The sequence below is a fragment of the Lonsdalea quercina subsp. quercina genome (genome assembly GCF_000688695.1).
Lineage (GTDB): Bacteria > Pseudomonadota > Gammaproteobacteria > Enterobacterales > Enterobacteriaceae > Lonsdalea > Lonsdalea quercina_D.
The window spans coordinates 46,073-62,192 of record NZ_JIBQ01000017.1; the positions used below are offsets into that span (position 1 = coordinate 46,073).

Annotated in this window: 18 protein-coding genes; 12 read left to right on the forward strand and 6 right to left on the reverse strand. The window is 58.8% G+C overall.

From position 1 onward, the window contains the following. Entirely contained in the window at window positions 1-2,445 is a 2,445-nt protein-coding gene (gene hrpB, locus SB13_RS15355) for an ATP-dependent helicase HrpB (protein ID WP_026741195.1), read from the reverse strand. Window positions 2,446-2,519: 74 nt separating this feature from the next. On the opposite strand from hrpB, the gene thpR reads away from it, so the two are divergent. From thpR to panD, 9 genes are all read left to right on the forward strand, one after another. Continuing rightward, window positions 2,520-3,056: an RNA 2',3'-cyclic phosphodiesterase gene (gene thpR / locus SB13_RS15360; RefSeq protein WP_026741196.1), complete on the forward strand. Its 537-nt coding sequence runs from the start codon at window positions 2,520-2,522 to the stop codon at window positions 3,054-3,056. A 5-nt stretch (window positions 3,057-3,061) separates the two neighbouring features. Next, window positions 3,062-3,784 (forward strand): DNA/RNA nuclease SfsA, encoded by a 723-nt coding sequence (gene sfsA, locus SB13_RS15365; protein ID WP_026741197.1) that lies wholly within the window; start codon window positions 3,062-3,064, stop codon window positions 3,782-3,784. 161 nt (window positions 3,785-3,945) lie between these two features. Beyond that, window positions 3,946-4,401 (forward strand): RNA polymerase-binding protein DksA, encoded by a 456-nt coding sequence (gene dksA / locus SB13_RS15370; protein WP_026741198.1) that lies wholly within the window; start codon window positions 3,946-3,948, stop codon window positions 4,399-4,401. A gap of 77 nt (window positions 4,402-4,478) precedes the next feature. Next, window positions 4,479-5,396, forward strand: coding sequence for a tRNA glutamyl-Q(34) synthetase GluQRS (gene gluQRS, locus SB13_RS15375; protein ID WP_026741199.1), 918 nt, complete (start codon window positions 4,479-4,481; stop codon window positions 5,394-5,396). Between the two features lie 68 nt (window positions 5,397-5,464). Next, on the forward strand, window positions 5,465-6,871 hold the full coding sequence (gene pcnB / locus SB13_RS15380; RefSeq protein WP_235202425.1) for a polynucleotide adenylyltransferase PcnB: 1,407 nt from the start codon (window positions 5,465-5,467) through the stop codon (window positions 6,869-6,871). Continuing rightward, on the forward strand, window positions 6,871-7,365 hold the full coding sequence (folK, locus tag SB13_RS15385) for a 2-amino-4-hydroxy-6-hydroxymethyldihydropteridine diphosphokinase (RefSeq protein WP_026741201.1): 495 nt from the start codon (window positions 6,871-6,873) through the stop codon (window positions 7,363-7,365). Before pcnB ends, folK begins: the two co-directional genes overlap by 1 nt. A gap of 91 nt (window positions 7,366-7,456) precedes the next feature. Beyond that, on the forward strand, window positions 7,457-8,251 hold the full coding sequence (gene panB / locus SB13_RS15390; RefSeq protein ID WP_026741202.1) for a 3-methyl-2-oxobutanoate hydroxymethyltransferase: 795 nt from the start codon (window positions 7,457-7,459) through the stop codon (window positions 8,249-8,251). A gap of 15 nt (window positions 8,252-8,266) precedes the next feature. Next, complete coding sequence (gene panC, locus SB13_RS15395) at window positions 8,267-9,121, forward strand: pantoate--beta-alanine ligase (protein WP_026741203.1); 855 nt, start codon at window positions 8,267-8,269, stop codon at window positions 9,119-9,121. Window positions 9,122-9,140: 19 nt separating this feature from the next. After that, window positions 9,141-9,521, forward strand: coding sequence for an aspartate 1-decarboxylase (gene panD / locus SB13_RS15400; RefSeq protein WP_026741204.1), 381 nt, complete (start codon window positions 9,141-9,143; stop codon window positions 9,519-9,521). Between the two features lie 49 nt (window positions 9,522-9,570). Here panD and SB13_RS15405 read toward each other — a convergent pair whose 3' ends face one another. From SB13_RS15405 to SB13_RS15415, 3 genes are read right to left on the reverse strand one after another with little or no spacing between them, the layout of a single operon-like run. Beyond that, window positions 9,571-10,818, reverse strand: coding sequence for a polysaccharide deacetylase family protein (locus tag SB13_RS15405; RefSeq protein ID WP_026741205.1), 1,248 nt, complete (start codon window positions 10,816-10,818; stop codon window positions 9,571-9,573). A gap of 57 nt (window positions 10,819-10,875) precedes the next feature. Next, a complete protein-coding gene (locus SB13_RS15410) occupies window positions 10,876-11,646 on the reverse strand; it encodes an ABC transporter permease (protein WP_026741206.1) in 771 nt (256 codons plus the stop codon). Then, window positions 11,643-12,581: an ABC transporter ATP-binding protein gene (locus tag SB13_RS15415; protein WP_026741207.1), complete on the reverse strand. Its 939-nt coding sequence runs from the start codon at window positions 12,579-12,581 to the stop codon at window positions 11,643-11,645. Before SB13_RS15415 ends, SB13_RS15410 begins: the two co-directional genes overlap by 4 nt. Before the next feature lie 112 nt (window positions 12,582-12,693). Here SB13_RS15415 and can point away from each other — a divergent pair, with 112 nt between their 5' ends. Next, the gene (can, locus tag SB13_RS15420; protein ID WP_026741208.1) at window positions 12,694-13,353 is read left to right on the forward strand and encodes a carbonate dehydratase; all 660 of its coding nucleotides are present in this window, start codon (window positions 12,694-12,696) and stop codon (window positions 13,351-13,353) included. A 77-nt stretch (window positions 13,354-13,430) separates the two neighbouring features. On the opposite strand, the gene hpt is transcribed toward can, so the two are convergent. Next, window positions 13,431-13,964, reverse strand: a complete 534-nt coding sequence (hpt, locus tag SB13_RS15425; RefSeq protein ID WP_235202424.1) for a hypoxanthine phosphoribosyltransferase — start codon at window positions 13,962-13,964, stop codon at window positions 13,431-13,433. Between the two features lie 330 nt (window positions 13,965-14,294). Between hpt and SB13_RS15430 the strand changes: the two genes are divergently transcribed. Further along, on the forward strand, window positions 14,295-14,651 hold the full coding sequence (locus SB13_RS15430) for a hypothetical protein (RefSeq protein WP_026741210.1): 357 nt from the start codon (window positions 14,295-14,297) through the stop codon (window positions 14,649-14,651). 48 nt (window positions 14,652-14,699) lie between these two features. Continuing rightward, complete coding sequence (locus tag SB13_RS15435; RefSeq protein ID WP_026741211.1) at window positions 14,700-15,074, forward strand: DUF6515 family protein; 375 nt, start codon at window positions 14,700-14,702, stop codon at window positions 15,072-15,074. Here SB13_RS15435 and SB13_RS15440 read toward each other — a convergent pair. After that, complete coding sequence (locus SB13_RS15440) at window positions 15,055-16,119, reverse strand: ABC transporter ATP-binding protein (RefSeq protein ID WP_051616243.1); 1,065 nt, start codon at window positions 16,117-16,119, stop codon at window positions 15,055-15,057. The two genes, SB13_RS15435 and SB13_RS15440, sit on opposite strands and share 20 nt — an antisense overlap. Between the last annotated feature and the right edge of the window lies 1 nt (window position 16,120).

Below are 16,120 nucleotides of genomic sequence, written 5' to 3' on the forward strand. Positions count from 1 at the left end.
TTACTGATTCTGATACTTTCTGGTGCGCCGGGTCGGCACGGCATTGGCCGGGTCGTCAGGCCAGACGTGCTTGGGATAACGCCCTTTCATCTCTTTCTGCACATCACGATAGGCGCCCTGCCAGAATGCGGCCAGATCGCGGGTGATTTGCAGCGGACGCTGAGCCGGTGACAACAGTTCCAGCACCAGCGCTACCCGGCCCTCCGCGACGCGCGGGCTTTCCCGCTCGCCGAACATTTCCTGCAACCGTACCGCCAGCGCCGGCGCGCTATCCTCAGCATAGCGGATAGGCAAACGGCTGCCGCCGGGCACCGTGTAATGGCTGGGCAACGCGCTATACAGACGCTGTTTCTGCCGCCAGTCAAGGCGACGTTGAAGGGCTTCCGCCAGATTGAGCTGATTCAGCCCTCGGCGATCGCGCACGCCCGCCAAGGAGGGCAAGAGCCACTGTTCCAGCGTCGTCAGCAGCGTGTCGTCATCCACCGCAGGCCACTCGACCTCAGGCAACCATTGGCGCGCGCACTGAATACGGGCGCGCAGCTGTGACGCCGCCGTGTCCCAATTCAATACGGATAACCCCTGCTCGCGCAGCCAGTTCAGCATCGCCTGCTGCAAGTCGTCGTCGGAGGGTTTCGCCAATGGCCGGATGTGCAACGTCAGACAGCCGATTTGGCTACGCCGACTGGCGCGCAGCGTACCTTTTTCTTCATCCCAGTGCACGATATTCCGCTCGCACAACAACCCCGGAGAATGTTGCAACAACCGGTCGATATCCACCGGCAGCGCCAGCTGAATTCGCGCATCGGCATGCTGAGGACTTTGCATCAGCGCGGGGACGATCAGCCACTCGGAGGACGTCAGCGGGTCGTCCACCGCCAGCTGGCCGCCGACGCCGTTCGCTAACTGATAACGACCGTCTTGACCGCGCCGCCGGGCGATGCGATCGGCGAAGCCCTTCGCCAGCAGCGCTGCCGCCAGCCCGTCATCAAAATGGCCTTTGCCGCCCCCCAAACGTCGCGCCAACTGCGTGGCTCGACGCTGCCAGTGACCGGCCGGGCGACGCAGGCTATCGAACAGATTCGGCGAACCGCTGCGGGGCGGCTCTTCAATGATGGCCGCCAGCAGCGCCGCCGTGGCCAGCGCATCGCCGCCTTCGCGCGCAGCGGCATGCAGCATCACCGCCAGGCGCGGATCGCTGCCGATACCCGCGATCTGCCTGCCCGTGGTCGTCAACTGCTGCCGATCATCGACAATGCCCAGTTGCAGCAACAGACGCTGTGCGCCAGATAGCGCTGGCCCGGGCGGAGTATCCAGCCAGGTGAGCTGACCAATGTCGCGACATCCCCACTGCAGCAAATCCAGCCAGAGGCTCGACAGGTCGCTATGCAGTATCTCCGGCTCGCTCTGCGCCGCCGCGCGTTCCGCCTGTTCTTTCGTGCACAGATGCCAGCAGACGCCAGGCTCCAGACGTCCCGCTCGGCCAGCGCGCTGCGTCATGGACGCCTGACTGATCCGCTGGGTCGTCAGCCGCGTCAGTCCGCTTTTGACGTCGAACAGCGCAACGCGCTCCAGACCACTATCGACCACCACGCGGATCCCTTCAATCGTCAGGCTGGTTTCGGCGATGTTGGTCGCCAGCACCACTTTGCGCCGCCCCGCCGCCGCCGGACGGATAGCCTGCTGCTGCTCCGCCAGCGCCAACGCGCCATACAGCGGACACAGGTCGATATCCACCGCGATACGTTCGTTCAGCAGAAGCTGCAACCGTTTGATTTCCGCCACGCCCGGCAGGAAGACCAGCATCGAACCGCTTTCCTGCTGTAGCACCTGCGCAATCAGTCGGGCCAGCGAAGCCTCCAAACGCTCATGCGCGCCCGGCGACTGGAAGTGTCGCGTTACCGGGTAAGCGCGCCCCTCGGAACTGACCGTGCGCGCTGCCGGTAATAAAGAAGAAAGACGATCGTTGTCGAGCGTGGCCGACATGATCAGTAGTTTGAGGTCGTCGCGTAGTCCCGCCTGCACATCGAGCAGCAGCGCCAGCGCGAGGTCGGCCTGCAGGCTACGCTCGTGAAATTCATCCAGGATCACCAGAGAGACGCCTTTCAACTCGGCGTCCTGTTGCAGCATCCGCGTCAGAATACCTTCGGTCACGACTTCCAACCGCGTCTGCGCGCTGCAGCAGGTTTCGGCGCGCATCCTAAAGCCCACCGTCTGGCCGGGCGTTTCTCCCAGCAGTTCCGCCAGCCGGAACGCGACGCTTTTGGCCGCCAGACGGCGCGGCTCCAGCAGAATGATACGACCAGGCAGTTCGGCAGTCTGCAACAGCTGTAGCGGCAGCCAAGTGGATTTTCCGGCGCCGGTCGGCGCATGCAGCAACACCTGAGGCGACTGGCGCAACGCGTGGATGACGTCATCCAGCACCTCGCTGACGGGCGGTAAACTCACAGAATTCTCCGTAATGATTAACTTTAAGCGGCTCGCATTGTAGCATCGGAGCCCCCTATTATAGAGAGAGCGTCATGACTGCCACCCGCCGCCTGTTTTTTGCCCTGCCGCTGCCGGAAAACACCCGCCGCCAGATTATCCGCTGGCGCGCGGCGCATTTCCCCATGCAGGCGGGACGTCCGATCGCGGCGGCCAATCTGCATCTCACGCTGGCGTTTCTGGGCGAGGTCGGCGACGGTCAGCAGCGCGCGCTGCAAACGCTGGCAGGGCGCATTCGTCAGCCGGGGTTCACCCTGACGCTTGACGACGCGGGTCACTGGCCGCGTCCAGGCGTGGTCTGGCTGGGATGTCGTCGGGCGCCGCGCGGTCTGTTGCAGCTGGCGGAACTGTTGCGGGCGCAAGCGGCGCGTCACGGCTGCCACCAAAGTCTGCAGCCGTTTCATCCGCATGTCACCCTGCTGCGCGGGGCGACCCACCCCGTGGCCTTGCCGCCCGCCACCTTCGGCTGGTCGACGCAGGTCGACAGCTTCTCCCTGTATGAATCGCAGTTTGAACACGGCCGAACCCGCTATCGGTCGCTGGCAAGCTGGCCGCTTATCGCCAAAGAGTAATCACTATGCAGTTTTCGCCCCCGTTGCAGCCCGCAACGCTGATTAAACGCTACAAACGCTTTCTGGCTGATGTGGTCACGCCCGCAGGCGACGTCATGACGATCCACTGCCCGAACACCGGCGCGATGACCGGCTGCGCCACGCCGGGCGATACCGTCTGGTACGCGACCTCCGACAATCCCAAGCGCCGCTACCCCTGCACCTGGGAACTCACCGAGACGCAGGACGGCGATCTCCTGTGCGTCAATACGCTCCGCGCCAATCAGGTGGTCCGAGAGGCGATACTGGGGCAGAAAATCCCGGAATTGAACAGCTACGACTCGCTGAAAAGCGAGGTGCGCTATGGCGAAGAGGGCAGCCGCATTGACTTTCTCCTCCAGTCGCCGGGAAAAGCGGACTGCTATGTTGAGGTCAAATCAGTCACATTGTTGCAACAAGACTATGGTTATTTCCCTGATGCGGTGACGCTGAGAGGACAAAAACACATCCGTGAACTACAGTACATGGCGGCCAGCGGAGCGCGCGCTGTACTCTTTTTCGCCGTGATGCATTCCGGCATCACGCGGGTCTCTCCCGCCGGCCACATTGACAGACGTTATGCCGAATTATTATGGCAAGCACAGCAACTAGGGGTTGAAATTCTCTGCTACGGCACCCATCTTGCTGCGGAAGGGATGACAGTTAATGGCCCGTTACCATTCGATAACATGACAGCGATACGCAAATAGCGTGATACGTTATGTTTACGGATGAATTCAACGCTTCCTCACACTTTATCAGGCCGGTGTCAGGAATGATTGCCAACCCAACGTCCATCTGTTATTTATAGCGGCCTGTTTTTTCCCCTCGGGGATCGATACTGCGTGTCGTGTTATGTAGGAGAAGCAACATGCAAGAAGGGCAAAACCGTAAGACATCCTCTCTGAGCATCCTCGCGATTGCCGGAGTGGAGCCATACCAGGAAAAGCCGGGCGAAGAATACATGAACGACGCTCAGCTGGCGCATTTCAAGCGCATCCTTGATGCATGGCGCAACCAGCTGCGTGGCGAAGTTGATCGCACCGTATCACACATGCAGGACGAAGCTGCTAACTTCCCAGACCCCGTTGACCGCGCGGCTCAAGAAGAAGAGTTCAGCCTGGAACTGCGTAACCGCGATCGCGAACGCAAACTGATCAAGAAGATCTCCAAGACATTGCAAAAAATCGAAGACGAAGACTTCGGGTTCTGCGACTCTTGTGGGGTCGAGATTGGTATCCGCCGACTGGAAGCCCGTCCGACCGCCGACCTTTGCATCGACTGCAAAACGCTGGCGGAAATACGCGAAAAACAAATGGCAGGATAATCTATTCCTGAACGGGAAGGCTTCGGCCTTCCCGTTTCTTTATATGACGTCCATCGACATGACGCTCCCGCAGTAGTATGTCCGCATTACAGCAAGATAATCATTACGTCGGGCGCTTTGCCCCTTCCCCGTCCGGCGATCTGCATTTTGGTTCCCTGATAGCCGCTCTCGGCAGCTACCTGCAGGCTCGCGCCTGCGGGGGACGTTGGCTGGTCCGCATCGAAGATATCGATCCTCCTCGAGAAGTCCCCGGCGCCGCCTCGCGCATTCTGCGCCAGCTGGAGCACTACGGTCTCCACTGGGATGGCGACATCGTTTACCAGTCTCAGCGCCACGACCGCTACCGCCAGATCCTCGACGGCCTCAAACAACAGGGACGCTGCTACTACTGCACCTGCACGCGTCGGCGGATACAGCGTCTCGGCGGCCGGTACGACGGCCACTGTCGCACGCTGGCGCACGGACCGGATAACGCCGCGCTGCGGCTGACGCAGACCCGCCCGGTCATGCGCTTCCACGACCGCCTGCGCGGCTGGTTGGACGCGGACCCGGCTCTGGCGCGCGAAGACTTCATCATTCATCGCCGTGATGGCCTGTTCGCCTATAATTTAGCGGTGGTGGTGGACGATCGCGATCAGGGCGTGACGGAGATCGTCCGCGGGGCGGATCTGATCGAGCCCACCGTGCGACAGCTGTCGCTGTTTCGACAACTTGAGTGGGACGCGCCGGACTATATACATCTTCCGCTGGCGCTGGACGCGGCAGGCAAAAAGTTGTCCAAACAAAATCATGCCCCGCCGCTGCCCCAGAGCGATCCGCGGCCGACGTTGGCGCAGGCGCTTGCGTTTCTGCGCCAACCCTTGCCGGAAAGCTGGCAGGACCTGACGTTGCCGGCGCTCCTGAAGTGGGCCGAGACCCACTGGTCGCTCGCGACCATACCAACGGAAGCGGCGATTCCGTTGCCCAAAATCACATCAGCATTCTCAAAGCGCTGAGGGTGAGCTATGATTAGCCGCTATTTTTTGGTTGGGCCGTTCATTTTTCATCATTATCGAGGTGTATTATCTTTACCCGAGTAGCTAATTTTTGTCGTAAGGTACTGAACCGTGAGAACGAGTCCGGCGCTTCCTCAGCACCGCGCGAGTCCATGACGGTCATTCCGCGTGACCAACATACTATTTCACGCAGTGACATTAGCGATAATGCCCTGAAAGTACTTTACCGCCTGAACAAGTCAGGCTATGAGGCTTACCTGGTTGGCGGCGGCGTACGTGATCTGCTGCTAGGCAAAAAGCCCAAAGATTTCGATATCACGACCAACGCAACGCCGGAACAGGTTCGCAAACTTTTCCGCAACTGCCGTCTGGTCGGACGCCGCTTCCGCCTGGCTCACGTCATGTTCGGTCCTGAAGTGATCGAAGTCGCTACGTTCCGAGGTCATCACGAACAGCATCAGGAACAGCTGCTGAAAAACACGTCCCAGCAGGGACAGAACGGCATGCTGTTGCGCGACAACATTTTCGGCACAATCGAAGAAGACGCCCAACGTCGCGACTTCTCCATTAACAGCCTCTACTACAGCAGCGCGGACTTTACCGTGCGCGACTACACCCATGGGCTTAGCGACCTGAATCAGCGCATCATCCGCCTGATCGGCGAGCCGGAAAAACGCTACCGCGAAGATCCGGTGAGAATGCTGCGCGCCGTGCGTTTCGCCGCCAAGCTGGATATGACCATCAGCCCGGAAACCGCCGAGCCGATCCCGCGTCTGGCCTCGTTGCTGCACGATATTCCGCCGGCTCGCCTGTTTGAAGAGTCGCTGAAGCTGCTACAGGCAGGCTACGGCCATCCGACGTATGAACTGCTGTGCGAATACCAGCTGTTCCAACCGCTGTTCCCGCTGATCAGCCGCAACTTCACCGAAACCGGCGAAACCGCGATGGAGCGGATGATCGTGCAGGTGTTGAAGAACACCGACCAGCGTATTCAGAACAACATGCGCGTGAACCCGGCATTCCTGTTTGCCGCCATGCTGTGGTATCCGCTGATCGAGCACGCCCAGAAGCTGGCGCAGGAAAGCGGTCTGGCCTATTTCGAAGCCTTCGCGCTGGCGATGAACGATGTGCTCGACGAGCAATGCCGTTCGCTCTCCATCCCCAAACGCATTACCTCGCTGATCCGCGATATCTGGCAGTTGCAGCTGCGCCTGTCTCGCCGTCAGGGAAAACGCGCCTTCAAGCTGATGGAGCACCCCAAATTCCGAGCGGCTTACGACCTGCTGTGCCTGCGCGCTGAAATCGAACATCAGCCGGAGCTGCAGCGTCTGGCGCAGTGGTGGGGCGAATTCCAGGTAGCTGCGCCGCCGCGGCAGCAGGTCTTACTGAGTTCGCTGGATGACGGCCCTACGCCGCACCGCCGCTCTCGCCGTCCGCGCAAGCGCCCGGCCGCGCCGCGCCGAGGTCAGCAATAATGACGTGCGTGTATCTGGCGCTCGGCAGCAATTTGTCGCAGCCGTTACAACAGGTACATGCCGCGCTGACAGCGCTGGACGCGATCCCTCTCACCCGGCTGGTTCGCTGCTCGCCCTTCTACCGCAGCCGCCCGCTGGGTCCGCAAGATCAACCGGACTATCTCAATGCGGTCGCGGAACTTCACACCGAGCTTGAGCCGGAAGCGCTGCTGGATCAGACGCAGCGCATCGAGCTGGAACAGGGGCGCGTCCGTAAGGCGCACCGTTGGGGGCCTCGCACGCTGGATCTGGACATCCTGCTGTTCGGCGATAAGGTGATCAACACTGACCGCCTTATTGTCCCCCACTACGATATGAAAAACCGCGAATTCATGCTCTACCCTCTGGCCGATATTGCCCCGACGCTGATTTTCCCCGACGGTGAAGCCCTGGCCGATCGCCTGGCGCTGGTACCGCCCAACGGGCTGACCCTGTGGGATCACCCAGCGCGATAACCGCAGCCGTAAAGCTGCCCGCCGCTTTGCCATTTCCAGTAGAATATCGCCGCCCCTTTTCACGTCCTCATTTTTATTCAGGAAGGCAGCCATGAAACCAACGACCCTCACCCATCTTCGCCAGTGGAAACAGGCCCGCAAAAAGTTCGCCACCATCACCGCCTATGACGCCAGCTTTGCCCGTCAGTTCTATGAACAGGGTATCAAAGTCATGTTGGTGGGTGACTCCTTAGGGATGACCGTGCAGGGAAACGACTCGACGATCCCCGTGACGCTTGAAGATATGGTCTATCATACCCGTTGTGTCCGACGCGGCGCGCCGCTGTGTCTGCTGCTCTCCGACATTCCGTTTATGGGCTGCGCCACGCCGGAGCAAGCCTGTCAGCAAGCGGCCGAATTGATGCGAGCAGGCGCCAACATGGTGAAAATCGAGGGCGGCAGCTGGCTGGTGCCTACTGTACAGAAGCTGACAGAACGCGCCGTACCGGTGTGCGGCCATCTGGGCCTGACGCCGCAGTCGGTCAATATCTTCGGCGGCTATAAGGTGCAAGGCCGTGGTGATACCGCCGCGGAGCAGCTGTTGGAAGACGCGATTGCGCTGGAGCGAGCCGGCGCGCAACTGATGGTGCTGGAGTGCGTACCGGTCGAGCTGGCCCAGCGCATCACCGACGCGCTGACGATCCCGGTGATCGGCATCGGCGCAGGCAACGTGACTGACGGACAAATACTGGTGATGCACGACGCACTGGGTATCAGCGGCGAGCAGACGCCAAGCTTTGCCAAAAACTTTTTGGCCCTGGCGGAAGACATCCCCTCGGCCATTCGTCTTTACGTGCAGGAAGTAGAGCAGGGACTGTACCCTGACGACCAGCACGCCTTTCACTAACGCAGGAGAAGCGGAGTGTTAATTATTGAAACGCCCCTTTTGCTAAGGCGCGAAGTCCGGCGCTGGCAGCAAGAAGGGAAGAGAGTGGCGTTGGTCCCCACAATGGGGAATCTGCATGACGGTCATATGGCGCTGGTTGACGCCGCCAAAGCGAGCGCCGATATCGTCATCGTGAGTATCTTCGTCAATCCGATGCAGTTTGAACGCGCGGACGATCTGGATCGCTATCCGCGCACGCTGCAAGAAGACTGCGAACGCCTGACCCAACGCGGAGCCGATCTGGTCTTCGCACCGGCCGCGCAGGACATCTATCCCGCCGGGCTCGATCAGCAGACTTTTGTCGAAGTCCCCGGTCTGTCGCAGATGCTGGAGGGCGCCAGCCGTCCCGGCCATTTCCGCGGCGTCGCTACGGTGGTCAGCAAGCTGTTTAATCTGGTACAGCCGGATGTCGCCTGCTTCGGCGAAAAGGATTATCAGCAGTTGGCGCTGATTCGTCGGATGGTGGCGGATATGGGATACGACATCAGCATCGTGGGCGTCCCGATTGTCCGGGCGAAAGACGGCCTGGCGCTCAGCTCCCGTAACGGCTACCTTACGCCTGAAGAGCGCAAGCTGGCGCCTCAGCTGCCGCGCATTATGCACACCATCGCGGAAGAACTGGCCACTGGCAATCGGCAGATTGACGAAATTCTGGGGCGAGCGGAAGAGGCTCTGCGCAATGCGGGCTTTACGCCGGATGAACTGTTTATCCGCGATGCGGACTCGCTGGAACCGCTGACGACAGACAGCGCGCGCGGCGTCATTCTCATGGCTGCGTGGCTCGGAAAAGCGCGGCTTATCGACAACCTGCAGGTGGATCTCACCGCATAATCAACACCCGGTATCGCTAATGATAAGAACTATGCTGCAAGGCAAACTACACCGGGTCAAAGTGACCCAAGCGGACTTACACTACGAAGGCTCTTGCGCCATCGACCTCGACTTCATGGATGCCGCAGGCATTTTGGAATACGAGGCCATCGATCTGTACAACGTGGATAACGGCCAGCGGTTTTCCACTTACGCTATCGCCGCCGAACGCGGATCGCGCATCATTTCCGTGAACGGCGCGGCCGCACGCTGCGCCTGCGTCGGTGACCGTATGATCATCTGCTCCTACGTGCAAATGTCAGACGAACAGGCCCGCGATCATCACCCCAAAGTCGCCTATTTCAACGACGACAATGAACTCCAGCGCACCGCCAAAGCCATTCCGGTGCAGTTAGCTTGATCCCCTGCGGCGTCGCGTCTGCGGCGCCGTTTCTCCTCCGAAGAGTTCGCTAGTTAGCCAGCCGCGCCGCCATCGTTTCAATAGAGTCTGTACGCAGCAGAAACAGTCTTTTCAGGGTGAACGGATTATCCCCCGGCAGCACTTTTCCCTGTTGCGTCGTCAACGCCATATGAAAACCCGCGGCCTTCGCCGCCTGAACCGCCGTCGGGGAGTAGCCGCCGAACGGATAGGACAGATACCACACCTGAGCGTTAAACGGCGACAGCGCGCGCCGCGTATGCTCGAAATCCAGCTCGATATTGTGCAGTGTTCGACTAAATAAAACCGGGCGACGCGCAGGACCCAGTCGATGCAGAAAATGGGTATGTGACTGGAAGTCGAACACATCGGCAATCTGCTGGAGTTCTCCGCTGCTCATAAACTGCAGCGAGTTCGGATCCCACGGCTGCGGATGCGCTTTGATGCGTGAGGTGATGATGAAGGCGGTGGCATGAAAGCCATACTGTTTCAGTATCGGATAAGCGTAACGACAGACGGACTTGAGACCGTCATCAAACGTCAGCACTACCGCCCTGCCCGGCAAATTGATGCGGTTGTGCAGGTAATCTTCCAGTTGATACAACGAAAGCGTCGTGTAACCGGCCTCTTTCAGATAGGCCATCTGGCGGTTGAACGCGTCATCGGACGTCGTCGTCGACGTGTGCAGAAAATGCGTATTTTCGACGTCGGTCAGCAGAGAGTGATAGGTCAGCACCGGAATACCGTGGTCCTGTTCACTGTCTTGCGCCCTGATGAACGCAGGCCTGTCGCCCAGGGTAATTTCATACCAAAGGTGATTGAACCGATCGTGGCTTAGACCGGCGATAGGATAGCGCAGGTTGCCCGCCATCACGCCCATCATCGGGCTATCGTCATCCGGCGCCGTGTAGAGCGTCACCGGTCGCGGCGTGATGAGATTTCGACGAGGGCAAGGCGTCATCGGATGAAGTTGCGCCGGAGGGCCGTCGAGCGGCGCGCCGAGCGCGTGCTTATCAATGAAACCGGTGCCGAACCCGAAGTTCAGCGCATCACGCTCTTCCGAGCCGGGACGCACCCGGACCACCTCGCCGCGTTTGATGGAGGCGACGATTTTCACGCTATCGCCAACCGAGGCGTAGACGTCGCTGTCGCGGATGAGCGTTCGGTATTCGCAAGTGGGGTCGGCGTACTGCGATAAGGCTCGGGCTCCGGTCAGCAACGCAAGGAGCGCTATGCCGACGCCGAGCGCCGCAACGGCCGTCTTGGATTGAACGAGCATAGAGAATTGACTTATTGATGCCGATAGTAAAAACGCCTCCCGAAGGAGGCGAACACATTAGCCGCGCAGGCCGCGTCCCCGCTGGATGAGCCACCACGCCAGCACGTAAAAGACGACGATGAAGCTCACCAGCACGCCCAGCGTCAACGTCAGTGAGACATCGTTGATCCCCAGGAAGCCGTAGCGAAAACCACTGATCATGTACACGATCGGATTCAGCTGAGAGACCGACTGCCAGAATGGCGGCAGCAGCGTGAGCGAGTAAAAGACCCCGCCGAGGTAGGTCAACGGCGTCAGCACAAAGGTAGGGATCAAGCTGATGTCGTCAAAGGTTTTGGCAAACACCGCGTTCAACAGACCGGCCAGCGAAAACAGCATCGCCGTCAGTAAGAGCGTCACCACAATCATCCACCACGCATGCACATGCAGCGGCACGAAGAACAGCGACACGGCGGTCACCAAAATCCCCACGCAGATCCCGCGCGCCATCCCGCCGCCGATATAGCCGGCGATGATGATATGCGTCGGCACCGGCGCAACCAGCAGTTCTTCGATGTTGCGCTGGAATTTAGCGCTGAAGAACGACGACGCGACGTTGGCGTAGGCGTTCGTAATAACCGACATCATAATGAGGCCGGGTACGATGAACTGCATATAGGTGAAGCCATGCATTTCGCCGATACGCGAGCCGATCAGGTTGCCGAAAATAATGAAGTAGAGCGTCATGGTGATGACCGGCGGCACCAGCGTTTGCACCCAGATGCGGGCGAAACGATTGACTTCTTTCGTCCAGATACTCTGCAACGCGACCCAATACAACCTGCTCATGCTTTCTCCTCGTTGGCATATTCTCCATGATGGTTAACCAGATTAACGAACAGCTCTTCCAGCCGGTTAGCCTTGTTACGCATACTCAAAATTTGGACGCCCTGCGCGCTCAGTTGGCTGAACACGCCGTTCAGGCCCTGATCCCGCTTCACGTCGACCTCCAGCGTCGTCGTGTCCACCAGCCGATGGGGGTAGCCTTCCAGGCGCGGCAAGGCGCTTTTAGATGCCAGATCGAGAATGAACGTTTCCGACTGCACTTTGGAGAGCAGCTGCTTCATCGAGGTGTTTTCCACCAGCAGGCCGTTCTGGATGATGCCGATGTTGCGGCACAGCATTTCCGCTTCTTCAAGATAATGCGTAGTGAGAATGATGGTGGTGCCCTGCGCGTTCAGCTCCTTCAGAAACCCCCACATGGACCGGCGCAGCTCGATATCCACCCCGGCCGTCGGTTCGTCAAGGATCAGCAGTTTGGGTTGGTGCATCAGGGCGCGGGCGATCATCAAACGCCGCTTCATGCCCCCCGACAGCATGCGCGCACGTTCGTTGCGTTTTCCCCAGAGATCGAGCTGATTAAGGTATTTTTCGGCGCGTTGCTGCGCCGTTTTACGATCGACGCCGTAGTAACCCGCCTGATGCGTCACAATCTGATGGACCGTTTCAAACGGGTTGAAGTTGAATTCCTGCGGCACCAGACCCAGCTGGCGCTTGGCGTTGACGATGTCCTGATCGATGTCGTAACCAAAGACGTTAACTTTGCCCGAGGTCTTGTTTACCAGTGAGCTGATGATGCCGATGGTGGTAGATTTCCCCGCGCCGTTCGGGCCCAGCAGCGCATAAAAGTCGCCGGCCTCCACCTGTAAATCGATCCCTCGCAGCGCTTTGACTCCTCCTGGGTAAGTTTTGCTTAATTTCGCTAGTTCCAGTGCATACGTCATAAGAAAATGGATGCCTTATTGTCAGTGTGTACGTCAGTTTTCAATGTTAAAACCCCAGTGATTGCTCTATATTAACTCCACTGCCATTTGTTGTTACAGGTCATTTACTTTCATGAAAACAATCGAAACGCTCATCGCTAATAACCAGAATTGGTCCGAAAAGATGGTGAAGGAAGATCCGGGTTATTTTGAACGATTAGCTCAGGCGCAGCGCCCGCGTTTTCTATGGATTGGATGTTCGGACAGTCGGGTTCCCGCGGAGAGCCTGACCAGCCTGGAGCCGGGAGAGCTCTTTGTTCACCGCAACGTCGCCAACCTGGTGATCCATACCGATTTGAACTGCCTGTCGGTCGTGCAGTATGCGGTCGAAGTGTTAGAAGTCGAACACATCATCATCTGCGGTCACTATGGCTGCGGCGGCGTGCAGGCGGCGGTGGAAAACCCCGAACTGGGGCTGATTAATAACTGGCTGCTGCACATCCGCGATCTGTGGTACAAGCATAGCTCTCTGCTGGGAGAATTGCCTCCCGAAGAGCGCTTCAACAAACTGTGTGAACTCAACGTGGTAGAGCAGGTGTATAACCTCGGCCACTCCACCATCATGCAGTCCGCCTGGAAAAGGGGCCAGAAGGTGATGATCCACGGCTGGGTCTACGGCATTCAGGACGGCCGACTGAGCGATCTGGAAGTCACCGCCACCAGCCGCGAATCGCTGGAACAGCGCTATCGCCGGACGATGTCTTCACTGCTGTCATCGACCCGGGCAGACTAGTCGAAATAAAAAGCCGCGCTCAACGATCGCCGTTGGCGCGGCTTTTTTATTCTTTCCCTCAAGCAAGCGCGAGAAGCTTACTCCGGAATCACCTTGCCGATGTACGGCAGGTGACGGTAATGCTGCGCGTAGTCGATGCCGTAACCCACCACGAATTCGNCCTCGATGGAGAACCCGACCCACTCGACGGGCACGTCGACTTCACGGCGTGACGGTTTATCCAACAGCGTGCAGATGGCGAGAGACTTCGGTTCGCGCAGCTGCAGGATTTCCCGCACTCGGCTGAGCGTGTTGCCGGAGTCGATGATGTCTTCCACGATCAGCACGTCTTTGCCGCGGATGTCTTCGTCCAAATCCTTCAGAATCTTCACGTCACGGGTGGAGTTCATGCTGTTGCCGTAACTCGACGCCGTCATGAAATCGACTTCGTGAGACACTTCCAACGTCCGGCACAGGTCCGCCATGAAGATGAACGAGCCTCGCAATAATCCCACTAGCACCATGTCGCTCTGGCTGTTCTGGTAATGCGCGCTGATTTGGCGACCGAGTTCGGCTACACGCGCTTTGATGTCCTGTTCGGAGATCATGACGTCGACGGTGTGTTTCATCATATTGAAAACTCATTGAAAGGATGTGTTCTGTATCGCCTCGCGGGCCATACCCCGATGCTGAATACGCGACCTGTGCGCACCAGAAGATATGGCCGCGGAGTATAGCAAAAGCCCCCTTCCACTAACAGGCGCTTTCACGATCGGGCCCAAATGCGGGCGACAAAGCGCCTGTCTAATCGTAGGAATATCGCTAAAAAAACCGCGTTGACCGCAACGTTTAAACAAAATAATCAGGATTGTGTTATGCCTGAATAAAGCTGGGTAAAGCCGGTTGCCCCTCAGACGGGGAATGCCCTTATATAGGGCTATCCCTACTGAAGAGGTGCATTTATGAAAACATTGACCCAACGTTATGGCATCGCTGCCGCCATCGCCGCTTGCTCTCTTTTTGCGACCCTGCCCAGCGCCTTTGCGCATCCGGAACAGGGCGCGCCGCTGATGGAGGGACATGGCCACGGCGAGAAAGACCATGACCGTATGCCGCACCATCCACCGTTCCCTCCGATGCCGCCGGCGTTGTATCAGGCCTCTCTGCAGACTAGCGATCCGGTCGCAGGGGTGAACAAACTGATTTCCAACGTGCCTGCCGGCAATGGCAAAACCTATGAAGTCAGCGTCAGCGTACGTGAAGTCCCGCCGGCTCCGCCCGCTCCGCAAAAAGGCACTGCCGACGCTGCCGATAAATAAACCTGCTAAGGTTTACTTAATCGTCTCATGGCAACACAGGAATTTCGTATGAAAAGATTAGTGACAGCTTTCGCCGTGCTGAGCCTTATGCCAGCGGCCTTTGCCGCGCCTGGCGGCCCGGATATGTGGCATGGGCATGGTCACGATCATGGTCCGGGTCCCGGCTTTCACTACGACCATCTGCCGCCTGGTGTCGAAACCGTGCTGATAGCCGGACTGACCTACTACGTACTGAACGGAATATTTTATCGTCCGGATCAGGGAGGGTATGTCGTGGTCAACAACCCGGAAAATGTCGAGACCACGAACACGATGACGGTGCTCGACGTCAACGGCGAACGTTTCTACGTCAAAGACGGACGCTACTATCGGCACACCATTGAAGGCGATTACATCGAAGTCCCTAGGCCGCCGGGCCTGTAATTACGGTCTTTCCCTCCTGCGGAGGGAAAAAGACCGGTTGCTCGGTGCGAATACTGAGCCTGACCGGCTGGTCGGGCTCAAACCAGTTATTAGTCTGCACCTGCAGCACATCATCCCCGATTCTCACTCGATATAAGTTATTGGTGCCCAGGAACAAGCGATCCTCTATCACCGCCGCGCCTTCCGGGTCTAGCGCCAGCGCGATTTCCTGCGGACGCACCAGCCAGTCCCGCATCATCCCGGACTCCAACCCCAGCGATCGCGTCGCATGATGCTCCCCCAGAAAGCTCTTCCACCCTTTGTCCCCCGTCATCTTCACCGGCAAATAATTGCCATAGCCCATAAAGTCCGCGGTGTAACGATTCACCGGTCGATAATACAGGTCGGCGGAGACGCCCTGCTGAACCAGATGGCCCTTTCGCATCAGCATCAGATGGTCGGCAAAAGCAAAGGCGTCTTCTCTTTCGGTGGTTACAAACAGAGCCGCGATATGGCGCTGCTTCAGTAATCGGCGCAACTGCGTCAACAGCGGGTAGCGATGCTGGCTGTCTATGCCGGTGAAGGGCGAATCCAGCAGCAAAAGCGAGGGTTGACAGGCCAGCGTACGGGCCAGCGCGCCCCGCAGACACTGCTCTTTCGACAATTCGTGCGGGTAACGCTGCGCCACGTCCGTGACGCCCATCAGCGCCAGAGACTCCTCCAGCACGCGGCGGGACTCCTTGCCGGGGATATGCTGCATCCCGAAACGGACGTTCTCCATCACGGTCAGATGCGGGAACAGCGCGTCATCCTGAAACACCATCGCGACGGACTGCGAAGATGGAGGCTGGCCGTTCACGGGCGTTCCACCCAGCACAATCTGGCCCTGCGTCGGCGCGATCAGCCCGGTAATCGCCTTGAGCAGTGTGCTCTTGCCCTCCCCGCTTTCCGCGAGCAGGCAGACCAGTTCGCTTTCATGAATGGAAAAGGTGACGCCGTCCAGGACGGGATGAGAGGGGTAACCGCAGTGCAGTTCGCGCACCGACAAGATATCAGATTGGTTCATG